The organism is Devosia nitrariae, assembly GCF_030160115.1.
In the GTDB taxonomy this organism is placed as follows: domain Bacteria; phylum Pseudomonadota; class Alphaproteobacteria; order Rhizobiales; family Devosiaceae; genus Devosia; species Devosia nitrariae.
In genome coordinates this window covers 1-22,967 of the sequence record NZ_BSNS01000022.1, presented here as the reverse complement: position 1 = coordinate 22,967, position 22,967 = coordinate 1, and the positions used below count along the sequence as shown (strand labels likewise).

The 22,967-nt window shown below is 62.6% G+C and carries 17 protein-coding genes; 6 read left to right on the top strand and 11 right to left on the bottom strand.

The window, feature by feature from the left end; genetic code table 11:
* Nucleotides 1-264: 264 nt before the first annotated feature.
* The 7 genes from QQK18_RS19775 to fliF form a co-directional block, all read right to left on the bottom strand.
* Nucleotides 265-729, bottom strand: a complete 465-nt coding sequence (locus QQK18_RS19775; RefSeq protein WP_284342106.1) for a nucleotidyltransferase domain-containing protein — start codon at nt 727-729, stop codon at nt 265-267.
* A 13-nt stretch (nt 730-742) separates the two neighbouring features.
* Nucleotides 743-2,857, bottom strand: a complete 2,115-nt coding sequence (flhA, locus tag QQK18_RS19770; protein WP_284342105.1) for a flagellar biosynthesis protein FlhA — start codon at nt 2,855-2,857, stop codon at nt 743-745.
* Nucleotides 2,858-3,041: 184 nt separating this feature from the next.
* Nucleotides 3,042-4,403, bottom strand: a complete 1,362-nt coding sequence (gene flbD / locus QQK18_RS19765) for a sigma-54-dependent transcriptional regulator FlbD (RefSeq protein WP_284342104.1) — start codon at nt 4,401-4,403, stop codon at nt 3,042-3,044.
* Between the two features lie 11 nt (nt 4,404-4,414).
* Entirely contained in the window at nt 4,415-4,705 is a 291-nt protein-coding gene (fliN, locus tag QQK18_RS19760; protein ID WP_284342519.1) for a flagellar motor switch protein FliN, read from the bottom strand.
* Between the two features lie 65 nt (nt 4,706-4,770).
* Nucleotides 4,771-5,412: a FliH/SctL family protein gene (locus QQK18_RS19755; RefSeq protein WP_284342103.1), complete on the bottom strand. Its 642-nt coding sequence runs from the start codon at nt 5,410-5,412 to the stop codon at nt 4,771-4,773.
* 3 nt (nt 5,413-5,415) lie between these two features.
* Nucleotides 5,416-6,462 carry a flagellar motor switch protein FliG gene (fliG, locus tag QQK18_RS19750; RefSeq protein WP_284342518.1) on the bottom strand — a complete coding sequence of 349 codons (1,047 nt, stop codon included), beginning with the start codon at nt 6,460-6,462 and terminating at the stop codon, nt 5,416-5,418.
* A 62-nt stretch (nt 6,463-6,524) separates the two neighbouring features.
* Nucleotides 6,525-8,102 (bottom strand): flagellar basal-body MS-ring/collar protein FliF, encoded by a 1,578-nt coding sequence (fliF, locus tag QQK18_RS19745; RefSeq protein WP_284342102.1) that lies wholly within the window; start codon nt 8,100-8,102, stop codon nt 6,525-6,527.
* Between the two features lie 268 nt (nt 8,103-8,370).
* On the opposite strand from fliF, the gene QQK18_RS19740 reads away from it, so the two are divergent.
* Nucleotides 8,371-8,991: a glutathione S-transferase family protein gene (locus QQK18_RS19740; protein ID WP_284342101.1), complete on the top strand. Its 621-nt coding sequence runs from the start codon at nt 8,371-8,373 to the stop codon at nt 8,989-8,991.
* A 300-nt stretch (nt 8,992-9,291) separates the two neighbouring features.
* The gene (locus tag QQK18_RS19735) at nt 9,292-10,992 is read left to right on the top strand and encodes a serine protease (RefSeq protein WP_284342100.1); all 1,701 of its coding nucleotides are present in this window, start codon (nt 9,292-9,294) and stop codon (nt 10,990-10,992) included.
* 276 nt (nt 10,993-11,268) lie between these two features.
* Here QQK18_RS19735 and QQK18_RS19730 read toward each other — a convergent pair whose 3' ends face one another.
* Both QQK18_RS19730 and tmk read right to left on the bottom strand, forming a co-directional pair.
* On the bottom strand, nt 11,269-13,980 hold the full coding sequence (locus tag QQK18_RS19730; RefSeq protein ID WP_284342099.1) for an NB-ARC domain-containing protein: 2,712 nt from the start codon (nt 13,978-13,980) through the stop codon (nt 11,269-11,271).
* 93 nt (nt 13,981-14,073) lie between these two features.
* The gene (gene tmk, locus QQK18_RS19725) at nt 14,074-14,694 is read right to left on the bottom strand and encodes a dTMP kinase (protein WP_284342098.1); all 621 of its coding nucleotides are present in this window, start codon (nt 14,692-14,694) and stop codon (nt 14,074-14,076) included.
* Between the two features lie 49 nt (nt 14,695-14,743).
* Here tmk and QQK18_RS19720 point away from each other — a divergent pair, with 49 nt between their 5' ends.
* Nucleotides 14,744-16,138, top strand: coding sequence for a B12-binding domain-containing radical SAM protein (locus tag QQK18_RS19720; protein WP_284342097.1), 1,395 nt, complete (start codon nt 14,744-14,746; stop codon nt 16,136-16,138).
* A gap of 36 nt (nt 16,139-16,174) precedes the next feature.
* Here the strand turns inward: QQK18_RS19720 and QQK18_RS19715 are convergent, their stop codons facing one another.
* Nucleotides 16,175-17,029, bottom strand: coding sequence for an NYN domain-containing protein (locus QQK18_RS19715; RefSeq protein ID WP_284342096.1), 855 nt, complete (start codon nt 17,027-17,029; stop codon nt 16,175-16,177).
* Nucleotides 17,030-17,388: 359 nt separating this feature from the next.
* The gene (locus QQK18_RS19710; RefSeq protein WP_284342095.1) at nt 17,389-17,703 is read right to left on the bottom strand and encodes a hypothetical protein; all 315 of its coding nucleotides are present in this window, start codon (nt 17,701-17,703) and stop codon (nt 17,389-17,391) included.
* 349 nt (nt 17,704-18,052) lie between these two features.
* Here QQK18_RS19710 and QQK18_RS19705 point away from each other — a divergent pair, with 349 nt between their 5' ends.
* The 3 genes from QQK18_RS19705 to QQK18_RS19695 all read left to right on the top strand — a co-directional run.
* Nucleotides 18,053-19,999 (top strand): ATP-dependent nuclease, encoded by a 1,947-nt coding sequence (locus QQK18_RS19705; RefSeq protein ID WP_284342094.1) that lies wholly within the window; start codon nt 18,053-18,055, stop codon nt 19,997-19,999.
* Nucleotides 20,000-21,922, top strand: a complete 1,923-nt coding sequence (locus tag QQK18_RS19700; RefSeq protein ID WP_284342093.1) for a UvrD-helicase domain-containing protein — start codon at nt 20,000-20,002, stop codon at nt 21,920-21,922.
* Between the two features lie 411 nt (nt 21,923-22,333).
* A partial coding sequence (locus QQK18_RS19695; RefSeq protein ID WP_284342092.1) for a helix-turn-helix domain-containing protein occupies nt 22,334-22,967 on the top strand: 634 nt, incomplete at its 3' end.

The window sequence follows — 22,967 nt, the reverse complement described above, 5'->3', positions numbered from 1 at the left end:
AGGTCCGTCCCGTCACCTGTCCTTCAAACGATTAGTGACTCCCAGCATCACGCGCGATTGCACCAAACGAAACTACAAACCGGCCCCGTCGTCCGCGGTGCGAAAAACGCAAGCCCCCAACAGCGGCGGCAGGCCGCCGATCCTGCGGGAACTGAATATTGGACCCGCGTGCTCATGGTTAGATGCTGCGACTTAACGTGCGGTTTATTCAGGCCGACTTTTGCGGGCCGGAAAGCCTTCAGGCAGAGGAAGACCAAACCTGGCTCACAGCCGGTGGACGTCGGCGATGTCGGTATCGCGAGGCGTGTAGCCGGTATGGAAACGCACCAGGTCTTCGGGCGCGATGCAGCGGACACCATGGCCGCCGATGCTGCCGCGCCCGGTCAACGCGCTCGCCGGGTAGAAGACGCCGTTCTCGGGCGGGCCGTAGATGCCGCGACCTTCTTCGTCGAGCTCGATCACGTGGATGTCAACGAGGCGGCCCTCGTCGTCGCCGAGCACGAAGTTCCAGGGGCTGGTGTCGTCGCGAGGGCGGTCGGTGTAGCCGCGGCCCGCCAGCAGTGCGGTGAGTGCCGGCAGGTGCCGCTTTTCGACGGCGACATCGAGGTCCGAATGCGGCCGCGTTTTTTGGCCGAGGAGCGCGTCGACGCCCCAGCCGCCGTCGATCCAGATGCCGACGCCCATGGTTTCGAGGGTCTGGTAGAGTTCGAGGACGTCCTCCTGCTGCATCAACCTTTCCAGACTAGACGCTGCCGATCGTTTTCAGCCGCACGCGCGGGTGCACCTCGTTCTGGCTCATCACCGTCGTTTGTGGGCGGAAGCGCTCGATGATGGCGCGCACATGCGGGCGGATCGAAGGCGAGGTGATCAGCACGGGGATCTCGCCCTGCTGGGCGGCGTTCTCGAAGCCGTTCTGGATAGCGTGGATGAACTGCTGCAGGCGCGAGGGCGCCATGGCCAGGTGCCGGTTCTCGCCGTCGCCCGCCATCGCCTCGGCGAAATCGCGTTCCCATTGCGGCGACAGGGTCAGGAGCGGCAGGTTGCCGTCGGCGTTGAGGCTGGCGGCGCAGAGCTGGCGCGCCAGGCGCGTGCGCACATGCTCGGCGATGGTCTGCGGCGAGCGGCCGCCCCCGGCGATCTCGGCGATGCCTTCGAGGATGGTCGGCAGGTCGCGGATCGAGACGCGCTCCGTCAGGAGCGACTGCAGCACGCGCTGGATGCCCGAGACGGTGATCTGGCCCGGCACGATGTCCTCGACGAGCTTCTGCTGCTCCTTGGAGAGGCCGGAAAGCAGGGACTGCACGTTGGCGTAGCTGAGGAGGTCAGCGACATTGGCCTTGAGCACCTCGGTCAGGTGCGTCGAGATCACCGTCGAGGGATCGATGATGGAGAGGCCGCGCATCTCTGCCTCGTCGCGCAGCGCCGGATCGATCCAGGTGGCGGGCAGGCCGAAGGTCGGTTCGGTGGTGTGGACGCCGGGCAGGGAGATCTCCCGACCCATGGGGTCCATGACCATCAGCTGGCTGGCGAAGATCTGGCCAGTGCCGGCCTCGACCTCCTTGATGCGCACCTTATACTCGTTGGGCTCGAGCTGCATGTTGTCGAGGATGCGCACCGGCGGCATGACGAAGCCGAGTTCGGCGGCCAGCTGGCGGCGCAGCGCCTTGATCTGCTCGGTCAGCCGATCGGTGCCGGTCTCGTCCTCCTTGACGAGCGCGAGAAGGCCGTAACCGAGCTCGAGCTTCAAGTCGTCGATCTTGAGGCTGTCGCTGATCGGTGCCTCCTGGGAGGGCGCCGGTGCGGTCTGCTGCTGCTGCTCGACCTCGGCGACGGCGCGGGCCGCCGCGTTACCGCGCGCGGAGCGCCAGGCGAGATAGCCCACGCCGCCCGAAAGCGCGATGAACGGCAGGAAAGGCATGCCGGGCAGGAAGGCGAGGACGCCCATGGCGGCCGATGACATGCCCAACGCCTTGGGATAGCCGGTGAACTGGCGCCCCAGGGTCTTGTCGGCCGAGCCGATGACGCCGGACTTGGAAACGAGGATGCCGGCGGCGGTCGACACGATAAGGGCCGGAATCTGGGAAACGAGGCCGTCGCCGATGGTCAGGAGCGTGTAGAGGTTGGCGGCCTCCTGGAAGGTCAGGCCCTCCTGCATCGTGCCGATGACCATGCCGGCAACGACGTTGATGAAGGTGATGATGAGGCCGGCGATGGCATCGCCACGCACGAACTTGGACGCACCATCCATGTTGCCGAAGAAGGCGCTCTCGCCTTCGAGCTCGGCGCGGCGGGCCCTGGCGCCCGCTTCGTCGATGAGGCCGGCCGAAAGGTCGGCATCGATGGCCATCTGCTTGCCGGGCATGGCATCGAGGTTGAAGCGGGCGGCCACCTCGGCGATGCGGCCGGAGCCCTTGGTGATGACGATGAAGTTGACGATGATGAGGATGGCAAAGACCACCACGCCGATGATGAAGCTGCCGCGCATGATGAAGTTGCCGAAGGCTTCGATCACGTGGCCGGCCGCGTCCGTGCCGTTGTGCCCGTCCGAGAGGATGAGGCGGGTGGTGGCGAGGTTGAGCCCCAGGCGCAGCATGGTGGCGATCAGCAGCACCGTCGGGAACGACGAGAATTCCAGCGGCTTCTGGATAAAGAGCGCCGTCATCAGGATCATCACCGAAAAGACGATGGAGATGGCCAGCAGCATGTCGAGCAGCACCGGCGGCATTGGCAGGATGAGGATGACGATGATCCCCATGACGCCGGTGGCAAGGGCGATGTCGCCCGAACGCAGGATGTCGAGGATACTGCCGAAGCTCGGCAGGCTCGGACGGGGAGTGCCGGCGGGGGTGTCGGTCATGCGTATGGCTCGGAATTCGCGTTAGTGCCAGTTGGGAGCGCGGTACCCCCCTCCCAACCTCCCCCACAAGGGGGGAGGTGCCGTATCGTGGCTGTGGCACTTTTCTGCCCAAATGCGCAAAGCCGCACCTCCCCGCTTGTGGGGGAGGCTGGGAGGGGGGTGAAAGCTGAGGATCGTGTCACGTTCACGCCACCGACCGGCGCTCGGCCGGCTCAGGCACGAGCGTGCCTTCATCGGCATATTGATTGAGCTTGTTGCGCAGCGTGCGGATCGAGATGCCGAGGATGTTGGCGGCATGGGTGCGGTTGCCGAGGGTATGGCCGAGCGTGTCGATGATCAGCTCGCGTTCGACATCGGCGACCGTGCGCCCGACAAGGCCCTGCGTTGCGGCAGCCGCCTTTTCGGCCGCGACGGCCGAAATCGAGCGGGTAATCTCCGACAGGCCCGTACCGTCGGGCATCAAGATGGCCTCGGGGCCGATCTCGTCGCCGCTCGAGAGCAGCACGGCGCGGTGGAGGGTGTTCTCGAGCTCGCGGACATTGCCCGGCCAGGGCGCGCGCAACAGCTCGTCGCGGGCCGCGTCAGTAAGCGTGCGCGGCGGCAGGCCGTTGGCCTTGGCGTATTTGACGACGAAGTGCTCGGCGAGCGCCGCGATGTCGGCAGGGCGCTGGCGCAGCGGCGGCAACTTCAGGTTGACAACGTTGAGGCGGAACATGAGGTCTTCGCGGAACGTGCCCTCGCGCACCGCCTCGGACAGGTTGCGGTTGGAGGTGGCAAGGATGCGGATGTCGACCGGCACCGGCCGCGCGCCGCCGACGCGGTCGATCAGCCGTTCCTGGATGGCGCGCAGGAGCTTGGCCTGCAGGCGGATGTCCATCTCGGAAATTTCGTCGAGCAGGAGCGTGCCGCCCGAGGCTTCCTCGAACTTGCCGACGCGGCGGGCGACAGCGCCGGTAAAGGCGCCTTTCTCGTGACCGAAGAGCTCGCTCTCGAGGAGGGCTTCGGGAATGGCGGCGCAGTTGATGGAGATGAACGGGCGGCCGGCACGTTTGGAGTGGGCGTGGATGTATTTGGCCATCACCTCCTTGCCGGTGCCGCTCTCGCCGGTGATGAGAACGCTGGCCTCGGATGCCGCGATCTGGCTGGCCATCTGCACGACGCGGGCCATGGCCGGATCGCGGAAAAGGAACTCGGTGGATTCGCGCGCGACTGCCGCGATCACGGCGGCGATCAGCTCGGCATCGGGCGGCAGGGGGATATATTCCTTGGCGCCGGCGCGGATGGCGTTGACCGCGGCCGCCGCATTGGTCTCGGTGCCGCAGGCAACGACCGGCGCGACGATGCGCTCGGCATCCATGGCGGCGATGAGGCCGGCGATGTCGGCCATCACGTCGACCAGCAGCAGATCGGCGCCGCGTCCGGCGCGGAGCGACGCGAGCGCGATCTCGACCGAGGGCGCATGAGCGACCTTGGCACCGCCTTGCATCGCAAGCTTGGTGGCTTCGCTCAACTGGCCTTCGAGGGCTCCTACGATCAGAAGTCGCATCTTCGGCTCCCTTACTGTGGCTTGATGATTTCGGTCATGGTCACGCCCAGCCGGTTCTCGACCAGCACGATCTCGCCGCGCGCGACCAGGCGGCCGTTGATATAGATCTCGACCGCCTCGCCGACTTGTCGGTCGAGTTCGATGACGGTGCCGACGTCCATGCGCAACAGGTCGGAGACAGGCATCTTCGTGCGGCCCAGTACGACCGAGATCCGCACCGGCACGTCGAAGACGGCCTCGAGATCGGCGGCGGACTTTTCCGCATAGGGTTCGGGGCCGCCCCTGACCATGTTCGCGGCCATTTCCTCGAGGCTCATGTCCTCGCGGGCTGTGACATCGCCTTCGATGTCGGTGGGATCGCCAGCGCTCATGCCTCGGTCTCCTCTTCTGTTCCGATCCCACGTGCGGCGAGATAGGCGGAAATGCGTTGATCGATCTCGCGCGAGATCGTGTTGATGTCGCGGCTCAAGCCCCCGTCGACCCATTCGAGCCGGCCGTCGCCAAGGCGCTGGTCGGGGTCGCCCATGACGACGAGTCGTCCGGCAAAGCCGGAGGTGGACATGTGCCCGGTGGCAACGTCGCGCACCGCTTCGGCGATGTCGGGATGGCAGCGGATGACGAGGTGGGGCACGCCGTCGAGCGAGGCCATGCATTCGGCAACGAGCGCCTCGATTTCGCCGACGGGGTAACGGGCGATGAGGTGCGCGGCGAGCTTGCGGCCGATGGCGGCGGCCAGCTCCACCGCTTCGGCAACGGCCGCCTTGCGGGCGTCGTCGAGCGCGGCGGTCATTTCGACGGAGCCAGTGGCGAGCGTGGCGGCGGCTGACGCGATGGTCTGGGCAGCCATGGCGGTGGCATTCCTCTCGCCGTCCCTGACGCCTTCGGCATAAGCCTCCTCACGCGCCTGGCGCAGCAGTTGCGCCACCAGGTCCTCCGGCATGACCGGCGGTTGGCTCTGGGGGCGCTGGCCGAGATCGAGGTCGAAGGTGAAGCGTGCGGGGCTCGCCATCTATCACGCCACCATCTGGTCGTCGGACTTGGTCTTGAGGATGATGATCTCGCCGCGTGCGGCCAGGTCCTTGGCGGTGGCGACCACGCGCGCCTGCGCTTCGTCTACGTCCTTCAGGCGCACCGAACCCATCGCCTCCATGTCGTCGCGCAAAAGCTTGGCGGCGCGCGCCGACATATTGGCGAAAAAGAAGGTCTTGATCGGCTCGCTGGCGCCCTTGAGGGCCAGGGCCGTGTCGCGCTTGTCCATCCGCTGGAGGAGGGTCTGCATGGCGGAAGCTTCGAGCCGGGTCAGGTCCTCGAAGGTGAACATCAGCGCCTTGATGCGCTCGGCGTCGTCCCGGTTCATGTCCTCGAGGTTGGTCATGAACCGCGCCTCGGTCTGGCGATCGAAGGAGTTGAAGATCTCCGCCATCTGCTCATGGCTGTCGCGGCGCTTGGTGTGGGAGAGCGTCGACATGAATTCGGTGCGCAGCGTCACCTCGATCTTTTCGAGGATCTCCTTTTGCACCGGATCGAGCCCCAGCATGCGCTGGACGACATTCATGGCCAACTCTTCGGGGAGGACAGCGAGCACCTTGCTCGCATGGTCGGGGGCGATCTTGGAGAGGACGACGGCGATGGTCTGCGGGTATTCGTTCTTGAGATAGGCGGCCAGCACGTCCTCCTGGACGTTGGAGAGCTTCTCCCAGATGTTGCGCCCGGCAGGCCCGCGGATTTCCTCCATGATGGAATCGACGCGGTCCGCCGGCAGGAAAGAAAGCAACAGGCGCTCGGTCGTGTCGGTATTGCCCGAGATCGTGCCGGTGGAGGAGATGGTGGTGACGAACTCGATCATCAGATCGTCGAGCATCTCCTGGGTGATGGGGCCGAGCTGCACCATGGCGCGCGAAAGCGCCTTGATCTCGAGTTCATCGAGTTCTTCGAAAATCGGTTTGCCGTAGTCCGGCCCGAGCGCAAGCAACAGCACCGCGGCCTTCTCGGCGCCGCGCAGGGCACGCTGCGTCGCGTCCTGTCCGACAATGAGCTGTCGGCCGGGTTCGGCTGCGATGGCACCGTTGGGGGTGCGGTTGTCATATTCGACCTGCGCCGGGGCTGCCACTAGTCTCGTCCTTACGCTGCGTCATTCAGCCAGCCACGCACGATGAGCGCGGCTTGCTTGGGGTTTTCCTCGACCAGCGTGCCGACGGTCTTGAGCGTCTGCAGCTGGGTTTCGCCCATCGACCTGGCGTTGGCGACCCATGCAGGCGTCTTGTCCCTGGGCTCTTCCGGGATCTCAGGCAGCAATTCGCCATTGGCGCCGGCCATGTGGTTGTGGCCGAGCTCGGCTCCGGGCGGCAGGGCGAGCGGCTGCGGCTCGGGCGCCAGCACGCGCTTCAACAGCGGGCGCATGATGAAGAGGACGAGAGCGAGCGCGATGAGGAGGGTTACCGCCATCTCGGCGAAGCGCACCAGGTCATCGCGGGTGAAATCGAGAAGGCCCGGCTCGCTGGTGCCGACTTCGAGATCACGACGCTCGGCGAACTGCATGTTGATGACTTCGACCGTGTCGCCGCGGGTTTCGCTGTAGCCGATGGCCGAGCGCACGAGGGTGGCGATGCGTTCGATGTCCTCGTTCGATCGCGGCTGATAGGTGCTGACCCCATTGCCGTTGTCGGCATAGACGCCGTCGACGACCACTGCGACCGACAGCCGCTTGATGCCGCCCGCTTCGGTGACGGCGGTCTCGGTGGTCCTGGAGATTTCGTAGTTGGTGACTTCCTCGGTGGTCGAACCCTGCTCGCTGGTCGCGCCATCGGCGGTGGCGTTCTCGCTGGCGCCGGGCAGCTCGTCGGCGACGGACACCTGCTGGCTGCCGGGGCCGGTCGCCGAGTTCGCCTCCTCGCGCAGCTGGCTCGAGCGAACCACCTGGCTTTCCGGATCGAAGATTTCCGAAGTGGTGGTCGAACGGTTCATGTCGAGTTCGGCGGTCACCTCGACGCGGGCGCGGCCGGGGCCGACGACGTTGGCCAGCATGTCCTCGAGGCGCGTGCGCAGCCGGTTCTCGTGGGCGAGCGTCAGCTCGGCCGCCTCGCCGGCGATGACGCCGTTCCGGTCGTCGCCCGTTCCGGCGGCCAGGAGCCGGCCGGCGCCGTCGACGATGGCGACGCGGTTCGGCGTCAGGCCCTCGATGGCCGAGGCGACGAGATGCTGGACGGCACGGATTTCGCCGGCCGTCAGCTCGCCACGCACGGTCAGCACGATCGAAGCCGAAGGATCCTTGCGCTCGCGGCGGAAGAGCTCGCGTTCGGGCAGCACGAGGTGCACGCGAGCCGCCTGGATGCGGGCGAGCGAGGTGATGGTGCGGGCAAGCTCGCCTTCGAGCGCACGCACGTTGTTGATGCCCTGGACGAAGCTGGTCGCGCCCAGCGTATTCTGATCATCGAAGATCTCGTAGCCGACCTGACCGCGCGTCGGCAGGCCTTCCCCGGCCAACTGCATCCTCAGCGTCGTGATCTGGTCACGCGGCACGAGGATGGTATCGCCCGTTCCGCGCAGCTCGTAGGGGATGTTCTGGGCCTGCAATTCGGCAACGATGGCCGAGGAATCCTCGATCGAGAGCTCCGAATAGAGCGGTGCGAGGCTCGGTGTCGAGGCGCGCATGACAAGGAAGGCGAAGAAGCCGAGCATCAGAACGGCTACCGTGGCCATCGCCGCTACTCGGGCAAGCCCAAAGCGGGTCAGAAACTGAAGGAGATGATTCACGCGAACACTCGAATTTCCTAAGACTGAGCGATCGCGAGCCCCCGCAACCGTTAGGCAAAAATTACCTAGCGGATGGTAAACAACCAGTTAACCAACTGTTGCAGGCTGCAAAAATCGGCAGAAACTGCCGGGTGGTGTGAATGAGTCGTTAAAGTGTTGCGCGCCGGCGCCGGTTTCCATACGAGCGGCACGACATCCGAGGACAGAGGCGAATATGCTCAAGATTCTGGGGAGGGTGACCTCCATCAACGTACGCAAGGTGCTGTGGCTCGCCGACGAGATGGGACTGACCTATGAGCGGGAGGACTGGGGCATGCCGCTGCGCGATCCCAAGGTTCCCGAGTTCCTGGCGCTCAACCCCAACGGCTTGGTGCCCGTGCTGATCGACGAGGATTTCGTTCTCTGGGAAAGCCCCGCGATCATGGGCTATTTCGCCCGCAAATACGGGCCGACGCTCCTGGCGCCCGAGGAGCCGCGGGCGCGGGCACTCTGCGATCAGTGGTTGTCCTGGCAGGGCGTCGAACTCGCCGGCAGCTGGGGCTATGCGGCGATGGCCCTCGCTCGCAAGGTGCCCGGCTATGACGACGACGCCAAGATCGACGAGTCACTTACGCGCTGGACGGCCAAAATGCGTATCCTCGAGGCGCAGTTGGGGAAAACGGCGTTCATTGCCGGCGAGGCGATGACCATGGCGGATATCGCCGTGGGTCTTGCTGTGCACCGCTGGTTCAGTGTTGAGCGGGAGACGGAGCCGATGCCGCAGGCGCGGGCTTATCTCGAGCGGCTGCGCGGTGAGAGCAAGGGTGGGCAGTATCTTACGGAGAAGACGCCTTGATGCAGGTCCATCAGGGTGTGCCCTGAGGTGATGTTGGCCATTTTCGGGGGTCGGGAGCGGACTGACGGATTCTAGCGTTAGCCGCAGGCTGACGCAAAGGCCTGGCGATTGGGGTGTGAAGTCCTGCCCCCATCGACCGTTCTGTATTCGGAAATGACCGGGGAGGGGCTGAGTGGCCGGCAATTTTGGCCATCATGCCGCGCAGGAACGGGCGCCACACCAAGAGTTACTAACTATTCTCAAGCAGATTTCTTGAACTGTCCCGCCTTCCGGCAGAAAACGCTATGGGGGGACCGTTGCATGTTTCGACTTACCCGAATTCTCCGAGCGGCTCTGATCTGCACATTTGTTGCTGCTGCGCCCCTCACGGCGCGCGCTGATTTTGCGGATAGCCAGCGCTGGTTTAACAGCATGACCGAAGAAGACCGGAGCTTGCTGCAATCGCAGCTAATGCTTCTGGGGCACTATCAGTCACTGGCAGATAGCACCTTTGGCAACTTCACCTACAGAGCCATTCAATCATTCCAGTCCTCCATCGGTGACAGCCCGACAGGCGTCCTGACGCCACGACAAAAGGATGCCCTGGGGGGTGCAGCGAATGACGTATTCCGCGACTTGGGTTTCGACATTGTAGAGGACACGCGGGGCAACATGGTCCTGTTGCTGCCCTTGCACTTGCTTCCATCTGTCAGTGAGACGCGGCGTGGGACAGCCTACACCAGCGCAGACGGCTCCATTCGGTTGGAGACCATCAGGAAGCCGTTTTCTGAGGAGGGATACGAAAGCCTTTATCGCTCGCTATCTGCATCGGGTGCAGACAGGAGCATCACCTATCAGGTGCTGAACGCTGACAAGTTCGTGGTATCGGGCACCCGCCGAGGAAAGGTATTCTACATACTCATCAACCACACACCCGGCGAGAGTGCAGGCTTCTCTATCGAGTGGGACCGTACGCGGAACGAAGTGGGCTCAATGGTGGCAACCTTCATGGCCTCCTACTCCTACCCCTTGGCCTTTGGGGCTCCTGAGGGCCGTTCAGCGGGAAGCCCCGACCCTGTGACACCTCAACCCGAAATCTCCCAAGGGTCGTCTGGCACAGGGTTCTTCGTGGCCGACAGGGGTGTCCTCGTGACCAACCACCACGTTATCGACGGATGTTCGGTAATTGACGTGATCGGTTATGGACCCGCCCGAGTTGTCACAAGTGATGAAGACGTGGATCTCGCTGTCCTTCAACTTCGGACGCCGAGGACACATTCGGTAGCTGAGATACGCGCCGAGCCTGTGCAGTTAGGCGAAACTGTGGTGGCCCTCGGATTCCCTCTATCGTCTATCCTCAACTCCTCGCTGAACGTGGGGACAGGTATCGTCTCGTCCGAGACGGGCTTAATGGGCGAGAATCGCTGGTTCACTACCAACGTCGGCATTCAGCCCGGCAACAGTGGCGGCCCCATTTTGGACGACATGGGGCGAGTGTTGGGCGTAGCGGTAGCAAAGATTGATGATGAGGCGTTGCTCGCCTCGATGGGCACCACAGCGCCGAACATTGGCTTTGCCATCAAGGGGAGTGTGGTTGCCGAGTATTTGAGCATTTTCCGCCTGCCAAAGCCCTCCCCGGTCCCGCCAAAGCCGTTCAGTGCCAGGGAACTAGCCGACAAAGGTCGGAACTTCACCGTGCAGGTAATATGTGATGCGCAGCAATCAGCCGTCGTCTCCGCGCCCGCCGATGTGGCGTCGCCAGCGCTCCCTTCAGGATACCGCTGGGTTGTTTTCGCCAGCGCCCGCAATATAGGCAATCTGCCGGATCTCAGCCGGTTTCTGGCACCCCATGAGACTCGTATAGTGCTCTCCGAAAATGGCAACTATGGTCTGGTGGCCGGCCCGTACACGGAAGTGGTAGCAGCAAGCCTTCTGACTGACTGGAAACGTAGTCCATCAGTTCCGAGTGATGCGTATCTGAGTTCCGGAAATCGCTTCATTGGGTTCATTGACCCACATTAGGGCAGCGCCTGCCGTTCCCACACCCGCTACCATTCGGCTTAGGCGGGGCCGAAAGCAGACTGACCGCTTCGGGCAGTCACAAGCGCATAGCAGACGCTGATATGACGGCGCAGGGTATCCGGCCTTGGCGGAGGAACTAGCTCGCTACAACGAAAAGACGGCTCGTGGGCAAGTATGCGCTGCGAAGGTGCCCAATGTCAGTCAACCTCCTAGAAACGCCAGCATAATTCATCACAACCGCTCGCCCCGCCAGATGGTTTCGACCGCCCCATGCGATCATCGGCCGGTGGAGAGGTGGTCGCGCCGCAACGATGCCTGCATGTCGAGCAGCTCGGCGCGCTGGCGGGGGTTGATCCCTCCCGCGAGCGCCGCCTCGACCTCGGCTGTTGGATCCTGCCCGATCGCAAGGAGCGTCTTGGCGCGTTGCAGCAGGAAGCTCGCCCGGTAGATCTCGTTGCGCCCCGTGGCCCCCGCGATCGCTTCGTCGGCAAGTGCGAGCGCCTCACCGGTCTTGCCCAATCCTAACTTGGTCTGCGACAGGCTGTTGGCGACCCATATGCGGCCATCTGGGTCGTCAATGTCCTGCAGCACGCTCTCGGCGTCCTCGAAACGGCCCAGCATGTTCAGGACCTCCCCCCACCGGCGCCGCTGGAATGCGTCGGTCGAACGCAGGCTCTCGTAGGCCTCGAGAGCGCGGCGCGCGCTGCTGCCGCAGGTCTCCATCAGCGCCGCGTGGTAGAGGATCTCGGCATAGCCTGCACGGCTCCTTTCGTCGCTCAGCATGAAAGGCGTGGGTTCTGGCAACTGCGAAAGCAGCTGCTGAAGTCGCTCGGGTGCATTCCAGGCCCAGGATCGGGCGAACGCGGAAAGCGCATCGTATCCTTGGGCGACCCCCGAAGCGGCGCTGAACAATGCTTGCGACATGAGGTGTTTGTCATGCGCGGCGAGTATCTCGCCCGACCATCGCGCACGACCGCCGTTCAGGGTGTCCGACAGCCCCATGAGCACGGAGGCCGAAACCCCCTCGCCCGATCGATGCGCCTCTATGATCTCCAGCGCCAGCGTGGTCGCTCGTTCGTACCTGCCGCGGCTGGCGTGCAGGCGGACCAGCTGCAGCTTGGCCTCGTTGAGGGGGAAGCTTGCCACCACTTCCTCGAACAGCGCCAGCGCCTCATCCTCCCGTCTGAGAAGCCTGAGCGTCTTGGCATGGTGATGCTTGATCTCCGCTGTCTGACGGGGGCTCAGGCCGGGAGTGCCGCCTAGCACCGCGTAGACCGGCAGTACATCGCGGAGCATCGCTTGCGCGCTCGCGTACCCGTTGACGTGCTTCTCGTATCTATTCAAGGCCTCGATGGTCTCGAGGACAAGAAGGATTTCAGCGTCGGAACCGGTGGCGCCGCGGTCCGCGATCTCGGCTGCCGTGGCGGCAGGCACAGGCAACAGTGCAGGGTCGATCTCGTGAGGGGACCAGGCGGCGAGCAGTGCATGCAGGAAGGCTGGCCTCCGGTCGCCCGCCGCCGCCAGCTCCCGGACACGATTGCGGAGCTGCGCCGCCGTAGTTTGCAGACCATGCCCGTCGCCTCGCATCTGAGTTGCCAAATACCGCTCGAGCGCGTCGTCGAGCTCTCTGGACTGCTGTGGAGAGAGCCAGTCGCCGGTGCGCAACGACGAATAGACGATGTCATGCAGGCGAACCGAGGAGGGGCTGTCGGGTGCGGTCAGCCCGAACTCCTGGAGCTTTCGTATTCCCAATGTACCGACCACTGATTTGAGGAACTCGCGATCGCAGTTGGGTTGTCCTGCCCAGACGAAAACCGACAGCTCCCCGGAGAGGATTGGCCTCAATCGCCCAAGGACTCTTTCCGCAAGAAGCACTTCGCCATCGGCCATGCTGCCCAAGCGGGGGCAATCCTCGATCATCTCATCCCATGACGCGCCGGATCGTACAGCGGCGTTCACAAGCCGCAGGCTCAACGGATGGCCGCCGATGGCAGCGATGATGGCTTCGAAGGCGGGATCCGGGACGGGCGAGGCGAGACCCGCATCGAGTAGCTGGCGTGCCTCCTCGCCACTCATGAGGGGAAGATCGTAGCTTCCCGGCATCCTCCGCCGACGCGTGACCACGATCCTCGATTCCGGTCCGCACACCTCCAACAAAGCTTCAGACGTCAATTCCTCGCTCGCATCGTCAAGCACGACGAGGCATCGGTGCCTCTTGAGCAAACCCAGCACGTTGCGGTCGGCCCCACCCCGGCGCAGCGGTATAGCCGAAAGCTGCTCGACACCTCGAATGGTGCGGGCGTCGACCCAAAACGGGTATTCAAATTCGCTACCATGCCGACGGAGGAACGCCGCTGCTGCCATCGACTTGCCCAGGCCGCCGAGGCCCGCGACTTCCACACAGGTGCTGTCGGCCAGCCTAAGACTCAATTCCCGGTCGACCTCCTCCCGAGGAACGAACCGGCTGTCCAGCACGGGCGCGGCGAGATTGTAGGGATGCAGGTCCCGGACCTCGTCCAACGCCGGGAGCAGCTCGGACAGGGCGTCCATCGCATTGTCCTTGACCACCAGCTCGTCGACTATCGCTTCTGCAATTCGCCGGCTGTCGAGGACGGCGATTTCCCGGTCGGCCGTGGCGGGATCGCGCGCCGCATCCTGCACGAAATCCTCGATCGTTCCGACAGGCGCCCGCTGCGACGACACCAAGAGGATCCGCTCGGCACCCGGGGCGAGTTCCAGGGCATGCAGGAGATCGTTGCGCGCCTTCGCCATCTGTTGCCCGAAGTAGGTCTGGAGCGCCGAGGCCTCAACAACCACGCGCTGGTCCGCCGACGTCGCGTCGAGCGTACCAGCGACTGGGTTCCCGGATATGGAGGACCCACTCTGGAAAAGTTCGATGTTTAGAAGGTGCTCTACCAGCACGACCGCGAAGCGTTCGAACACCGGTGCAGGCCCCATGGCCTCGACCGCCTCGGCAATGCGCTTCACCAGAAGGTTGCGGGTTTGCGGATTCAAGATAGGACGGGCCTTTCTCTCTGCGGCGGGGTCCGGTCGAAGCTGGAAGTCAGGGCGGCGCCGAAGTCATTCGAGCCGGAACGCGGTCGCAACCTCCCGCCACACCCGATCGGCGACCTCATCCAAAGGCGCGTCGGCGTCAACGACCTTGCAACGGTCGGGAGCGCGAGCGGCGGCTACCAGGAGACCTTGCCTGATTTCGCCGAAGTTCCTGGAGACTTCCGTAGGGTCGACCTTGTCGTCCTGCCTCTTGGAGCGACGTTCCAGGGCGGCCTCGGCAGGCAAATCGAGGACGATGGTGAGTTCAGGCATCGTGCCCCCCACCACCACGTCCCTGATCGCGTCGAACATCATTCCGAGACGATCTTCTTGCCCGTGGACCTGGAACGCGAAGGTAGAATCGATAAATCGGTCGGAGACGACCCAGTCGCCCGCAGCCAGTGCCGGGCGGATTACCGTCCTGACGTGCGCGTATCGGGAGGCGCTCACCAGAAGCATCTGCTCGACGGGGGAGAGCGTGCGATCCGGCACGACCATCATCGCCCTGACCTCGCTCCCTAGGTGACCTCCATCTGGCTCCTTGGTGCGGATCACGCTTTTCCCGGCAGCAACCAGCCGGTCGGCCAGGATACTGGTCTGCTCGGTTTTTCCGCTACCATCGATCCCCTCGATACTTACAAAAGGCAATAGCCGCTCCTATATGACGTCCCCACGCCGGCACGGGAGGACATCTTCTATGGAAAGATCGGATGTAATTCCATTTGTTTCGGCGGGTTTGCTTGCTCCCAAGAAGCGCGACCATCAGTTGGCCCGTCGCCAGCTCTATCTCAACTATGGCGCCTTGTCCCTGGCCACCATGCTGGACCTAGGCGGGCGGAACACACTTCTGATCCACGGCGACCACGAAACGCCCGAAATCCTTCTGGAACGATTGGCCTCTATGGGAGCCTTCCCGACTCGGCACCCTGTGATGCTCTCCATCCCGAGCTTCTACTCGCTGCCCTGGGCACAAGCCTTCTGTCGTCTCGTGAAGGCAACGGACCCGGGTGCACGCCTCGTCGTTGGCGGCCGATGGGTGGTCGGTCCCGACGTGGCCTGGCTGCGGACCAAGCTGCCCGAGGCACACGTGCTCGTGCCCGGGTTGGGCGAACCCGTCATCAGGAGCCTCCTGACAACTGACCCGGACCTGCGTCGTCTCGCGGCCCCGACTCCGGCGTTTACCCTCAACCACCTGCTGGTGGCCGATCACCTGCGCTTCCAACCGAGCATTGAAGCATCGAGGGGCTGCGGCATGGGATGCAAGTTCTGCGAAGAGCGCGACATCCCCTTGGAAAAGCTGAGGGAGCCCGAGGAGATCGCACGCTCGATGGCCCTGGTGCGGGATCAGTACGGCGGATCGGACATTCATCCGTACATGCAGGCATCGATGTTCGTGCCCAATCCGCGTTGGAGCGCGCGGCTGGCGGCAGCGGTTCAAGAGCTAGGCCTCGATATCGGGTGGCGAACTGAGAGTCGCGTCGACGCGCTGCTGCCCGAGTCAATTGCCCATTTGGCACGTGCCGGTCTCAAGGTACTTGATCTGGGCTTGGAAACTGCGTCGCCCACCCAGATCTTGGCGATGAAGAAGGCGAACAATCCCGAGCGCTACCTCACCAAGGCGTCCGCGCTGCTTCAGGCCTGCCGCGACAACGGCGTGATGGCCAAGGTCAATGTGCTGCTCTACGCAGGCGAGACCCAAAATACGCTGGCGGAGACCACGCAATGGCTGGATGCCCACGCGTCCTGCATCGCCGGGGTCTCTGTCGGTCCGGTCATCGCCTATGGCCCGCCTGCCACTGCCGATATCCTGCTGGACGAGTGGTCGCGTGCGGGTGCTCGTCCGGTCGATGCTACCAGCGCGATCGAGACCGGAATCACGCGCATGCATCTCAGCGACGAGTTCGACGCGGAGGCAGCCGAACTCGCGAGCCTCCAGGTGTCGAGGCGCTTCATGAGCATGGATGCCTATTTCACCCTGAAGAGCTTCTCCTACTACCCGCGGGACTACAACCGGGCGGATTTCGATCGCGACGTGACCGAATCGGCAGGTGAAAGACTGCCGTTTGCCGTCGACCCAGCACCTGTCGTCTGAGAGTTGCCGTCGCTGGCGATGCAGCCAGCATCCGTATCAACGTCGGCGGGGCACGGCCTTGACCCATTGCTCACCTGTTGCCGCTACGTCCCACCCGTGGACAGCCTGGAACGCCATCAGGGCTTGCCGCAGCGTTGATCCGGGAGCCGGGAAGGCATGGAAGTTCGTTGACCGCCCCGCAGGCTCGACCAGGAAGATGGTCAGCAATTCCTCGTCCCACGTCCCGATGTATCGCTGACCGGAGATCCCGACGATCTCCTCTGTCCCGTGGCGGAGCAGGTCGATCGAACCGCTGCCGGAATTCCCTCCGGGAAAGGCCGGATGACGACCATCCAGGGTGAGGCACTGGCTGTCGCTTCGCATATCGAAAGCCCGAGTGGTATCGGCAGCACCCTTGAGTTCCTTGTTGGCTTGGGGCGGATGCCAAAGGGTGACATGCAGTCCCTCGCTCACGAGCGCGCGCAGCAAGGGCACGAAGTCAGCGTCTCCAGCGAACAGCGTTGCGCGAGATATCTTCCCCCGGAAGGCATGGGTCATCATGTCGACGGCGAGCCGGACGTCCACGCCCTTCTGCCGCCGATCGTTGCCCACGATGTGACCAAGAGCGACGTGGACCCGGTCGAGCGCCTGTACCTGCGCAAAACGCTCGTGCTCAGGTTCGACACGGGCAGCGTAGTCCTCCTGGCCTTCACCATGGTTCCGGCCCGACACCGCATCGTAGTAGAACACCTTGTCGAAGCTTCCGACGAGACCCTGGACCAATGGCTGGTAGGCATTCTCGTCTTCGAAGACCTCCTTGGACATGGTTCGGACGGCGCTGCGCAGGCAGCCACCGTCGATGAACAGGTATTCCCGCTCACGCGCCCCGCCATTGCCCCCGTAGATCAACATATCGCTGCTTCGTCCTCCCGCACTCAACGAGTTGCACCGCAACCGTGTGCCCGCTGCAATGCGCTGGGCCGCCTTGCTGGAGTTATCCACAGCCGTTGCGTGTGGATCGACGTGCCAGTGGTTGCGACTGGATCAGATTCCGGAACCTTCGCCGTCCAGCGGCGCGCGCCTCCGCTTCGGAGCAGAAGTATCGTTCTCCGTATTTAGGGCCGGATCGAAGCCACATGACTACATTAATCGGCCCCGGCCGCGTTGAGGACGACGCGGAATCTGGCGTCCGTGTTCTTCTTCAAGAAGAGCTCCGTAGTCGCCAGCAACTGAAGGATGGGATCGGTCACGCTATCGGCGTTGGCGCCCGGCTATACGAGGACGACCTCGAACTCGACACCCGTTTCCGAGCCTTCTTCTTGAAGATGTCTCGGGATGGCTGCGTCACGTGCCAGGCCGGCCGTGAGCACAGGCAGATCCGTCTTAAGGCGCTTCGAGCCTTTGTGGCGGATATAGAGGTGGTGGTAGGGCGGCTTCAGTTCGGTCTTGACGAGGTCGTGACCGGCATATCGTTGAGGAAGACGCGGGCGCGTGATCTGCCGGACGACATTGCGGCCGACCTTCGCCCGAAACTCCGGCAAGGGCGGCTGCGTGAATCTGCCCCTCCAGTCCTCGAACATGCTCATCATCACCCCAGTGTGACGGCAGAGATTTCGTGCGCTGCTCCTTGTTGGGACTGAGAAAATCTAGACACTTGCGGTCAAGCCTTCGACCAGTGCGAGAGGCGGTGAACAATCTACCGCCAAGCTCGGCGTGGCTTTGCCTCGCACCGCGCAAGCGTATCTTGGCGCCTCGCAGCAGTCCCTAGACGGTAGGAGCTGCAAAGTCCGCTTTGCGGCCGGGTCTGAACATCCGCTGCTGGCGGTGCCGATCGGGCTCACGACCCCTGCGTTCGTAGTGCTTCGGCCGTCGCCCAAAACCTAATGTTGTATGGTCCAACCCTCTCGAACTACTATCAGCGAGGGGGAATCGGGGATGTATCTTTCGGACGTATCAATAAAGAATTTTCGCGTCCTGACGGACTTCAGAGTGCGTTTGAATCCTAGCATCAACTTGATAGTCGGCGAGAATAACAGCGGAAAGTCGGCACTTGTTGATGCCGTGCGCTATGCACTTTCCGTGAACTCCGGCGAGTGGATACGGATTCAGGACCGCGATTTCAGCCGCGGGGCCACGTCGTTCTCCATCCAGTTGAAGTTCGAGGATATTACCGCTCGGCAGGCGGCAGCGTTTGTTGAGCATCTGACGCACGAAACGATCCCAGGTACCGAAGACCGCCGCTCGGTCCTCTATCTCAACTATCAGGCGGAACAGACAACACATCTCATACGCGGTGCTCGGCAGATCCGGACTGAACTGCGGTCCGGCGCGAATGCAGAAGGCCCATCGGTGGAACGTGAGGCCAGAGATTTTCTCGCGACCACCTACCTCCGCCCCTTGCGCGATGCTGATGCCGAACTGATGGGCGGTCGCGGATCGCGACTGGCGCAGATTCTCGGCTCCTCCGACAGGTTCGGAGAAGCTGCCGTCATCGAAAATCTGCTGACGACGATCGTGGCGGCCAACGCGGCGATCATCGAGAATGATGGAGTGAGCGCAACCCGCGAACGCATTGAAGAGCAGCTTCGCAGGTTGGATTTTCGCACGAAACCCTTAAGCCCGCTGATCAGCATCATGGGCGGAACCGATCTCGAACAACTCGATGCGACCGAGCGCAAACAGATGTTCCGCGCAATTCTCGAACGCTTGCAGCTGCTCATCGATTCACAGGAGCGCTACCAAGGCCTCGGATACAGCAATCTGCTGTTCATGGCGGCGGAGCTCCTGCTTCTTGAGCAGGAACAGCATGATTTTCCGCTTCTGCTGATCGAGGAGCCGGAGGCGCATCTCCATCCGCAGCTTCAAATGAAATTTCTGCGGGCACTCAGAGAGGGTTTTGGCGGCCAGAATTCCTCGTTGCAGAGCATCCTTACAACCCACAGCCCGAACCTGGCGTCGAAAGCGCCGCTTGAAAACGTAATCATCATGGCGGAGGGCAAGGCTTTTTCCCTGCGCAAAGATGAAACACGGCTGGATGCGCAGAACTATGTGCACCTGGAGAAATTTTTGGATGTAACAAAATCCAACCTCTTCTTCGCCAAGGGCGTCATGATCGTCGAGGGCGATGGTGAGAACATCCTCCTTTCGACATTTGCTGACCTTCTCGGGACGCCATTCGAGGATTTCGGCGTATCTGTCGTCAACGTCGGCAGCATCGCTTTTGCGCCCTTCGCTCGTATCTTCCAAAGGGCGGGAATGGACGATCCTGCGAATAGCGCCGCATGGCTTGGCACGCGCGTGGTTTGCCTGCGCGATCTCGATCTGTGGCCCGAACCCGCTCGCATCTCGGAAGGCAACATTTACGGCTTTTTGCAAACAAAGCTCGGCAACCAACAATATTGGGAAAGCCACTACGCCGATAATGCTCAAGGCCGATTGAATTGGGTCGAAAGCCGCAAGTCACTTTCCGGGCAGAATGTGCGGGTCGAAGTATCGGACCATTGGACGTTCGAGTATGCGCTATTGCGGGCCGGGCTGGCGGCGGAGGTATATCAGGCGCTGAAAGGTACACTCGAGGGCTATGACGAGCTGCCGGCTGACCCGGAACTGCGGGCGGTTGCCATCTACAAGGATATCGCGACGCAATCCGGTGCGAAGACAAAACTGGCCTACGCGCTCTCAAGCGTGCTGATGGAAGAGTTCGGCCCGATCATAACGCCTGCTCCCGAGAATGAAATGCCCGAGCAAGCCGACGCGAGACGACAAGCTGATCAGGCGCAAACCGCAGAACGGAGAGCCGTATTTCGGGCAGCGCTGCCAGTATATATCGTGCGGGCCATAGATTATGTGACGGGGCATGAAGCTCCTGCGGCAGCGGCATAGGTGGGCCTGCTGATGCCGCTAACTGCCATAGATGATGCAGACATTGACGCGCTGCTTGAGGAGGTCAATGCCGCGTCGATGGACGAAGCGCTGACTCTTGACGAGGCAAGACGCGCGGCCATTCGGGAGCACCACCATGTCCATGCCTGCCCAGGTGCCGGCAAGACGACGCTCATCGGCTTGAAGCTGGTCCTCCTTGCCCGCAAATGGCGCTGGCACCATCGCGGATTATGCGTCTTGACCCATACGAATGTGGCAAAGGACGAGATTCTAAAACGTGTCGGCACAGACGCTGCGGCGAGATCGCTGATCAGCTACCCGCACTTCATCGGGACGATCCAGGATTTCGTACAAACCTTTCTCGCGCTGCCGGCCTGCCGCTCCAAAGGATACCCGATCCGTCAGATCGATGACTTCACTACGGCGGCCTACATGCATCGCCACCTGACCCCCGGCACGCGCACATATCTGCACAACAAGAACGCCAACACTTCCGGATTGCGCCTAAATTGGGCTCAAGACCAGCTATCCGTCGACGTGCCGGGAGCGCCAGGCACCCATACCGCCTCCTATCAGAACATGATCGTCGTAAAAAATCAGGCTCTGGAGAATGGCTATTTTTTCTTCTCCGAGATGTACGCGCTCGCAAGCGAGCTGATCTCAGCCAATCCATCTGTCATCGATGCCCTGCGACATCGCTTCCCGCTCGTACTGATCGACGAGATGCAGGATACGCTGAGATTCCAGGACGAGTTGATCAATCATCTGTTTGGCGATGCTGCAGAGTGCACACTGCAGAAGATTGGCGATCCCGATCAGGCGATTTTCGACGGCATGGCGGGCGAGCCGCCAAACGAAACATTCAACGCGGCGATAGACCTCGCCCCCATCCCGGACAGCGGTCGGTTTACCGCGACCATTGCTGACAAATTCTGCGGGCTCAGCACACGACGGATTGCTTTGACGGGCTCTCGCCCTACTGCCGCGAATGCCCCCTCCTGTACATTCATTCTCTATGGCAACGACACGATCGGATCTGTACTGGATCAGTTCGGCGCCATAGTCGCCGGTCTTCCAGAAGCCGAGCGCAGGGTCGTGAAAGCAATCGGTGGGCGTGCCGAGGGCGGAGTACTCAGCATACAATCTTACTGGCAGGCATTCGACCGGTACCAAGCCAACAAGGGGAGGACTGCCGATACTTTCTGCGAATGCGTTCGGCGTGCGGTAGTATTGAAAGAAGGGCCGGTTCACACTCACTACCAGCATCTGAGGCAGGGGCTGGTCGAGCTTCTGCGCCTGGGCGGCAAGACGGTCATTGGACGATCTGGAGGCGCAGTGCCAATCACGCGCTCGAACTTAAGGCGGTACTTTAATGTTTCGGAGAAGACGCCGCTCATCAGCGCACTGATGGCCGATCTGATGCTTCGCCCCGCGCTCACGGCGGCCGAATGGGCAGACATTACGCCGGTGCTATGCGACATTTGCGATGTCGACATCGGCAATGCCGCCATAGCCGAATATCTGGCCTATGCGGACCACGCGCCGGGATTGCTGGATGAGGCAGTGTTGCCCGGCAACGTGTATCTGAGCCCGGGAGGCATCCAGATGGAGGTTTCCACTATCCACGGCGTCAAAGGAGAAACGCATGACGCCACCCTCGTCCTCGAAACCAAGTTCGGGACTCTCTTTGACGTGAAGGAAATGCTACCCTTCTTGATCAATCCGGCGTTGGAGCGACCGGCGTTCGACCCAGCCCATGCTACCACCCACGCATCCATCCGGGCTTCCTTTATGAAAAAGATGTATGTGGCGACCACCAGGGCGCGGCAATTGGTCTGCATAGCGATGCACCGCGATCGCATCTCTCAGCAGGAGAGGGCAGCGCTTACGGACCAAAGGGGATGGTCGTTTGTCGATCTGTAGCCTTGCTACCATGTCGTCGGCTGGGAAGCTGTCGGGAGGACAAGGATACGGCAGGCTCGTCTAAAGTGATAATGGTTCAGGGACGCTACGGGCGCCGATTGCTGGAACCATGATGAGGTCTTCCTGTCAGTCCGAAGAAGCACGTCCGTTGCAGGGCGCGCAACCATTCGCCAGACGAACGAGATGTAGGTCGCGGTGCTGAAGGCAGCTTGCTTTAGATGATTGACCGCTTCTGCTGGCACCTAACCAAAAGCTGCCCGTCCGCGTTCCCCCCATCATGCACGTCGTGGCGACCTGAGCGGACCGTCAACTTTCAAGAATTCGCCGAATCGGTCGGAATGACCGGAATGGGGCGGTGAGTTCAACCGGTCATCGCAACACCTCTAATCTGAGAGGATGGGGAGGTGTCGCATGGTGACGTCACGGGTTTGGTTTACGTCGGAACAGAAGGCCGAGCTTTGGGAGCGATGGAAGCAAGGCCAGAGCATTTCGTCGATCTCGCGGGCACTGGAGCGCCGGAACAAGACCGGCGTTCAGCGGATCGTATCCCTGCACGGCGGGATTGCACCGTCAGCAAGGCGTAGAGCGGCCTCGGCGCTCGAGCTGGGGGAGCGCGAAGAGATCTCTCGCGGGATTGCGGCGGGTCTTGCCATCCGCGCTATTGCACGAAGTCTGGGGCGATCGCCATCAACGATAAGTCGCGAGATCTCGCGCAATGGCGGTGTACAAACGTATCGCGCAACCCGAGCCGACAAGCAGGCTTGGCAGCGATCGCTTCGACCCAAGCAGTGTCGCCTGGCATGCTCTGAACGGCTACGGTGGCGGGTGGCGCAAAAGCTGGCGCTGCAATGGTCGCCGGAGCAGATAGCGGGCTGGCTGAGGCGAGAGTACCCAGGCGATCCAAGCATGCGGATATCTCATGAAGCGATCTATCGCAGCCTGTTCATCCAGTCGCGAGGGGTGCTCAAGAAGGAACTGACGGCGCATCTGCGCACCAAACGACAGATGCGCCTTGCCAAGGGTGCACAGAGCCGGACGGGGCAAG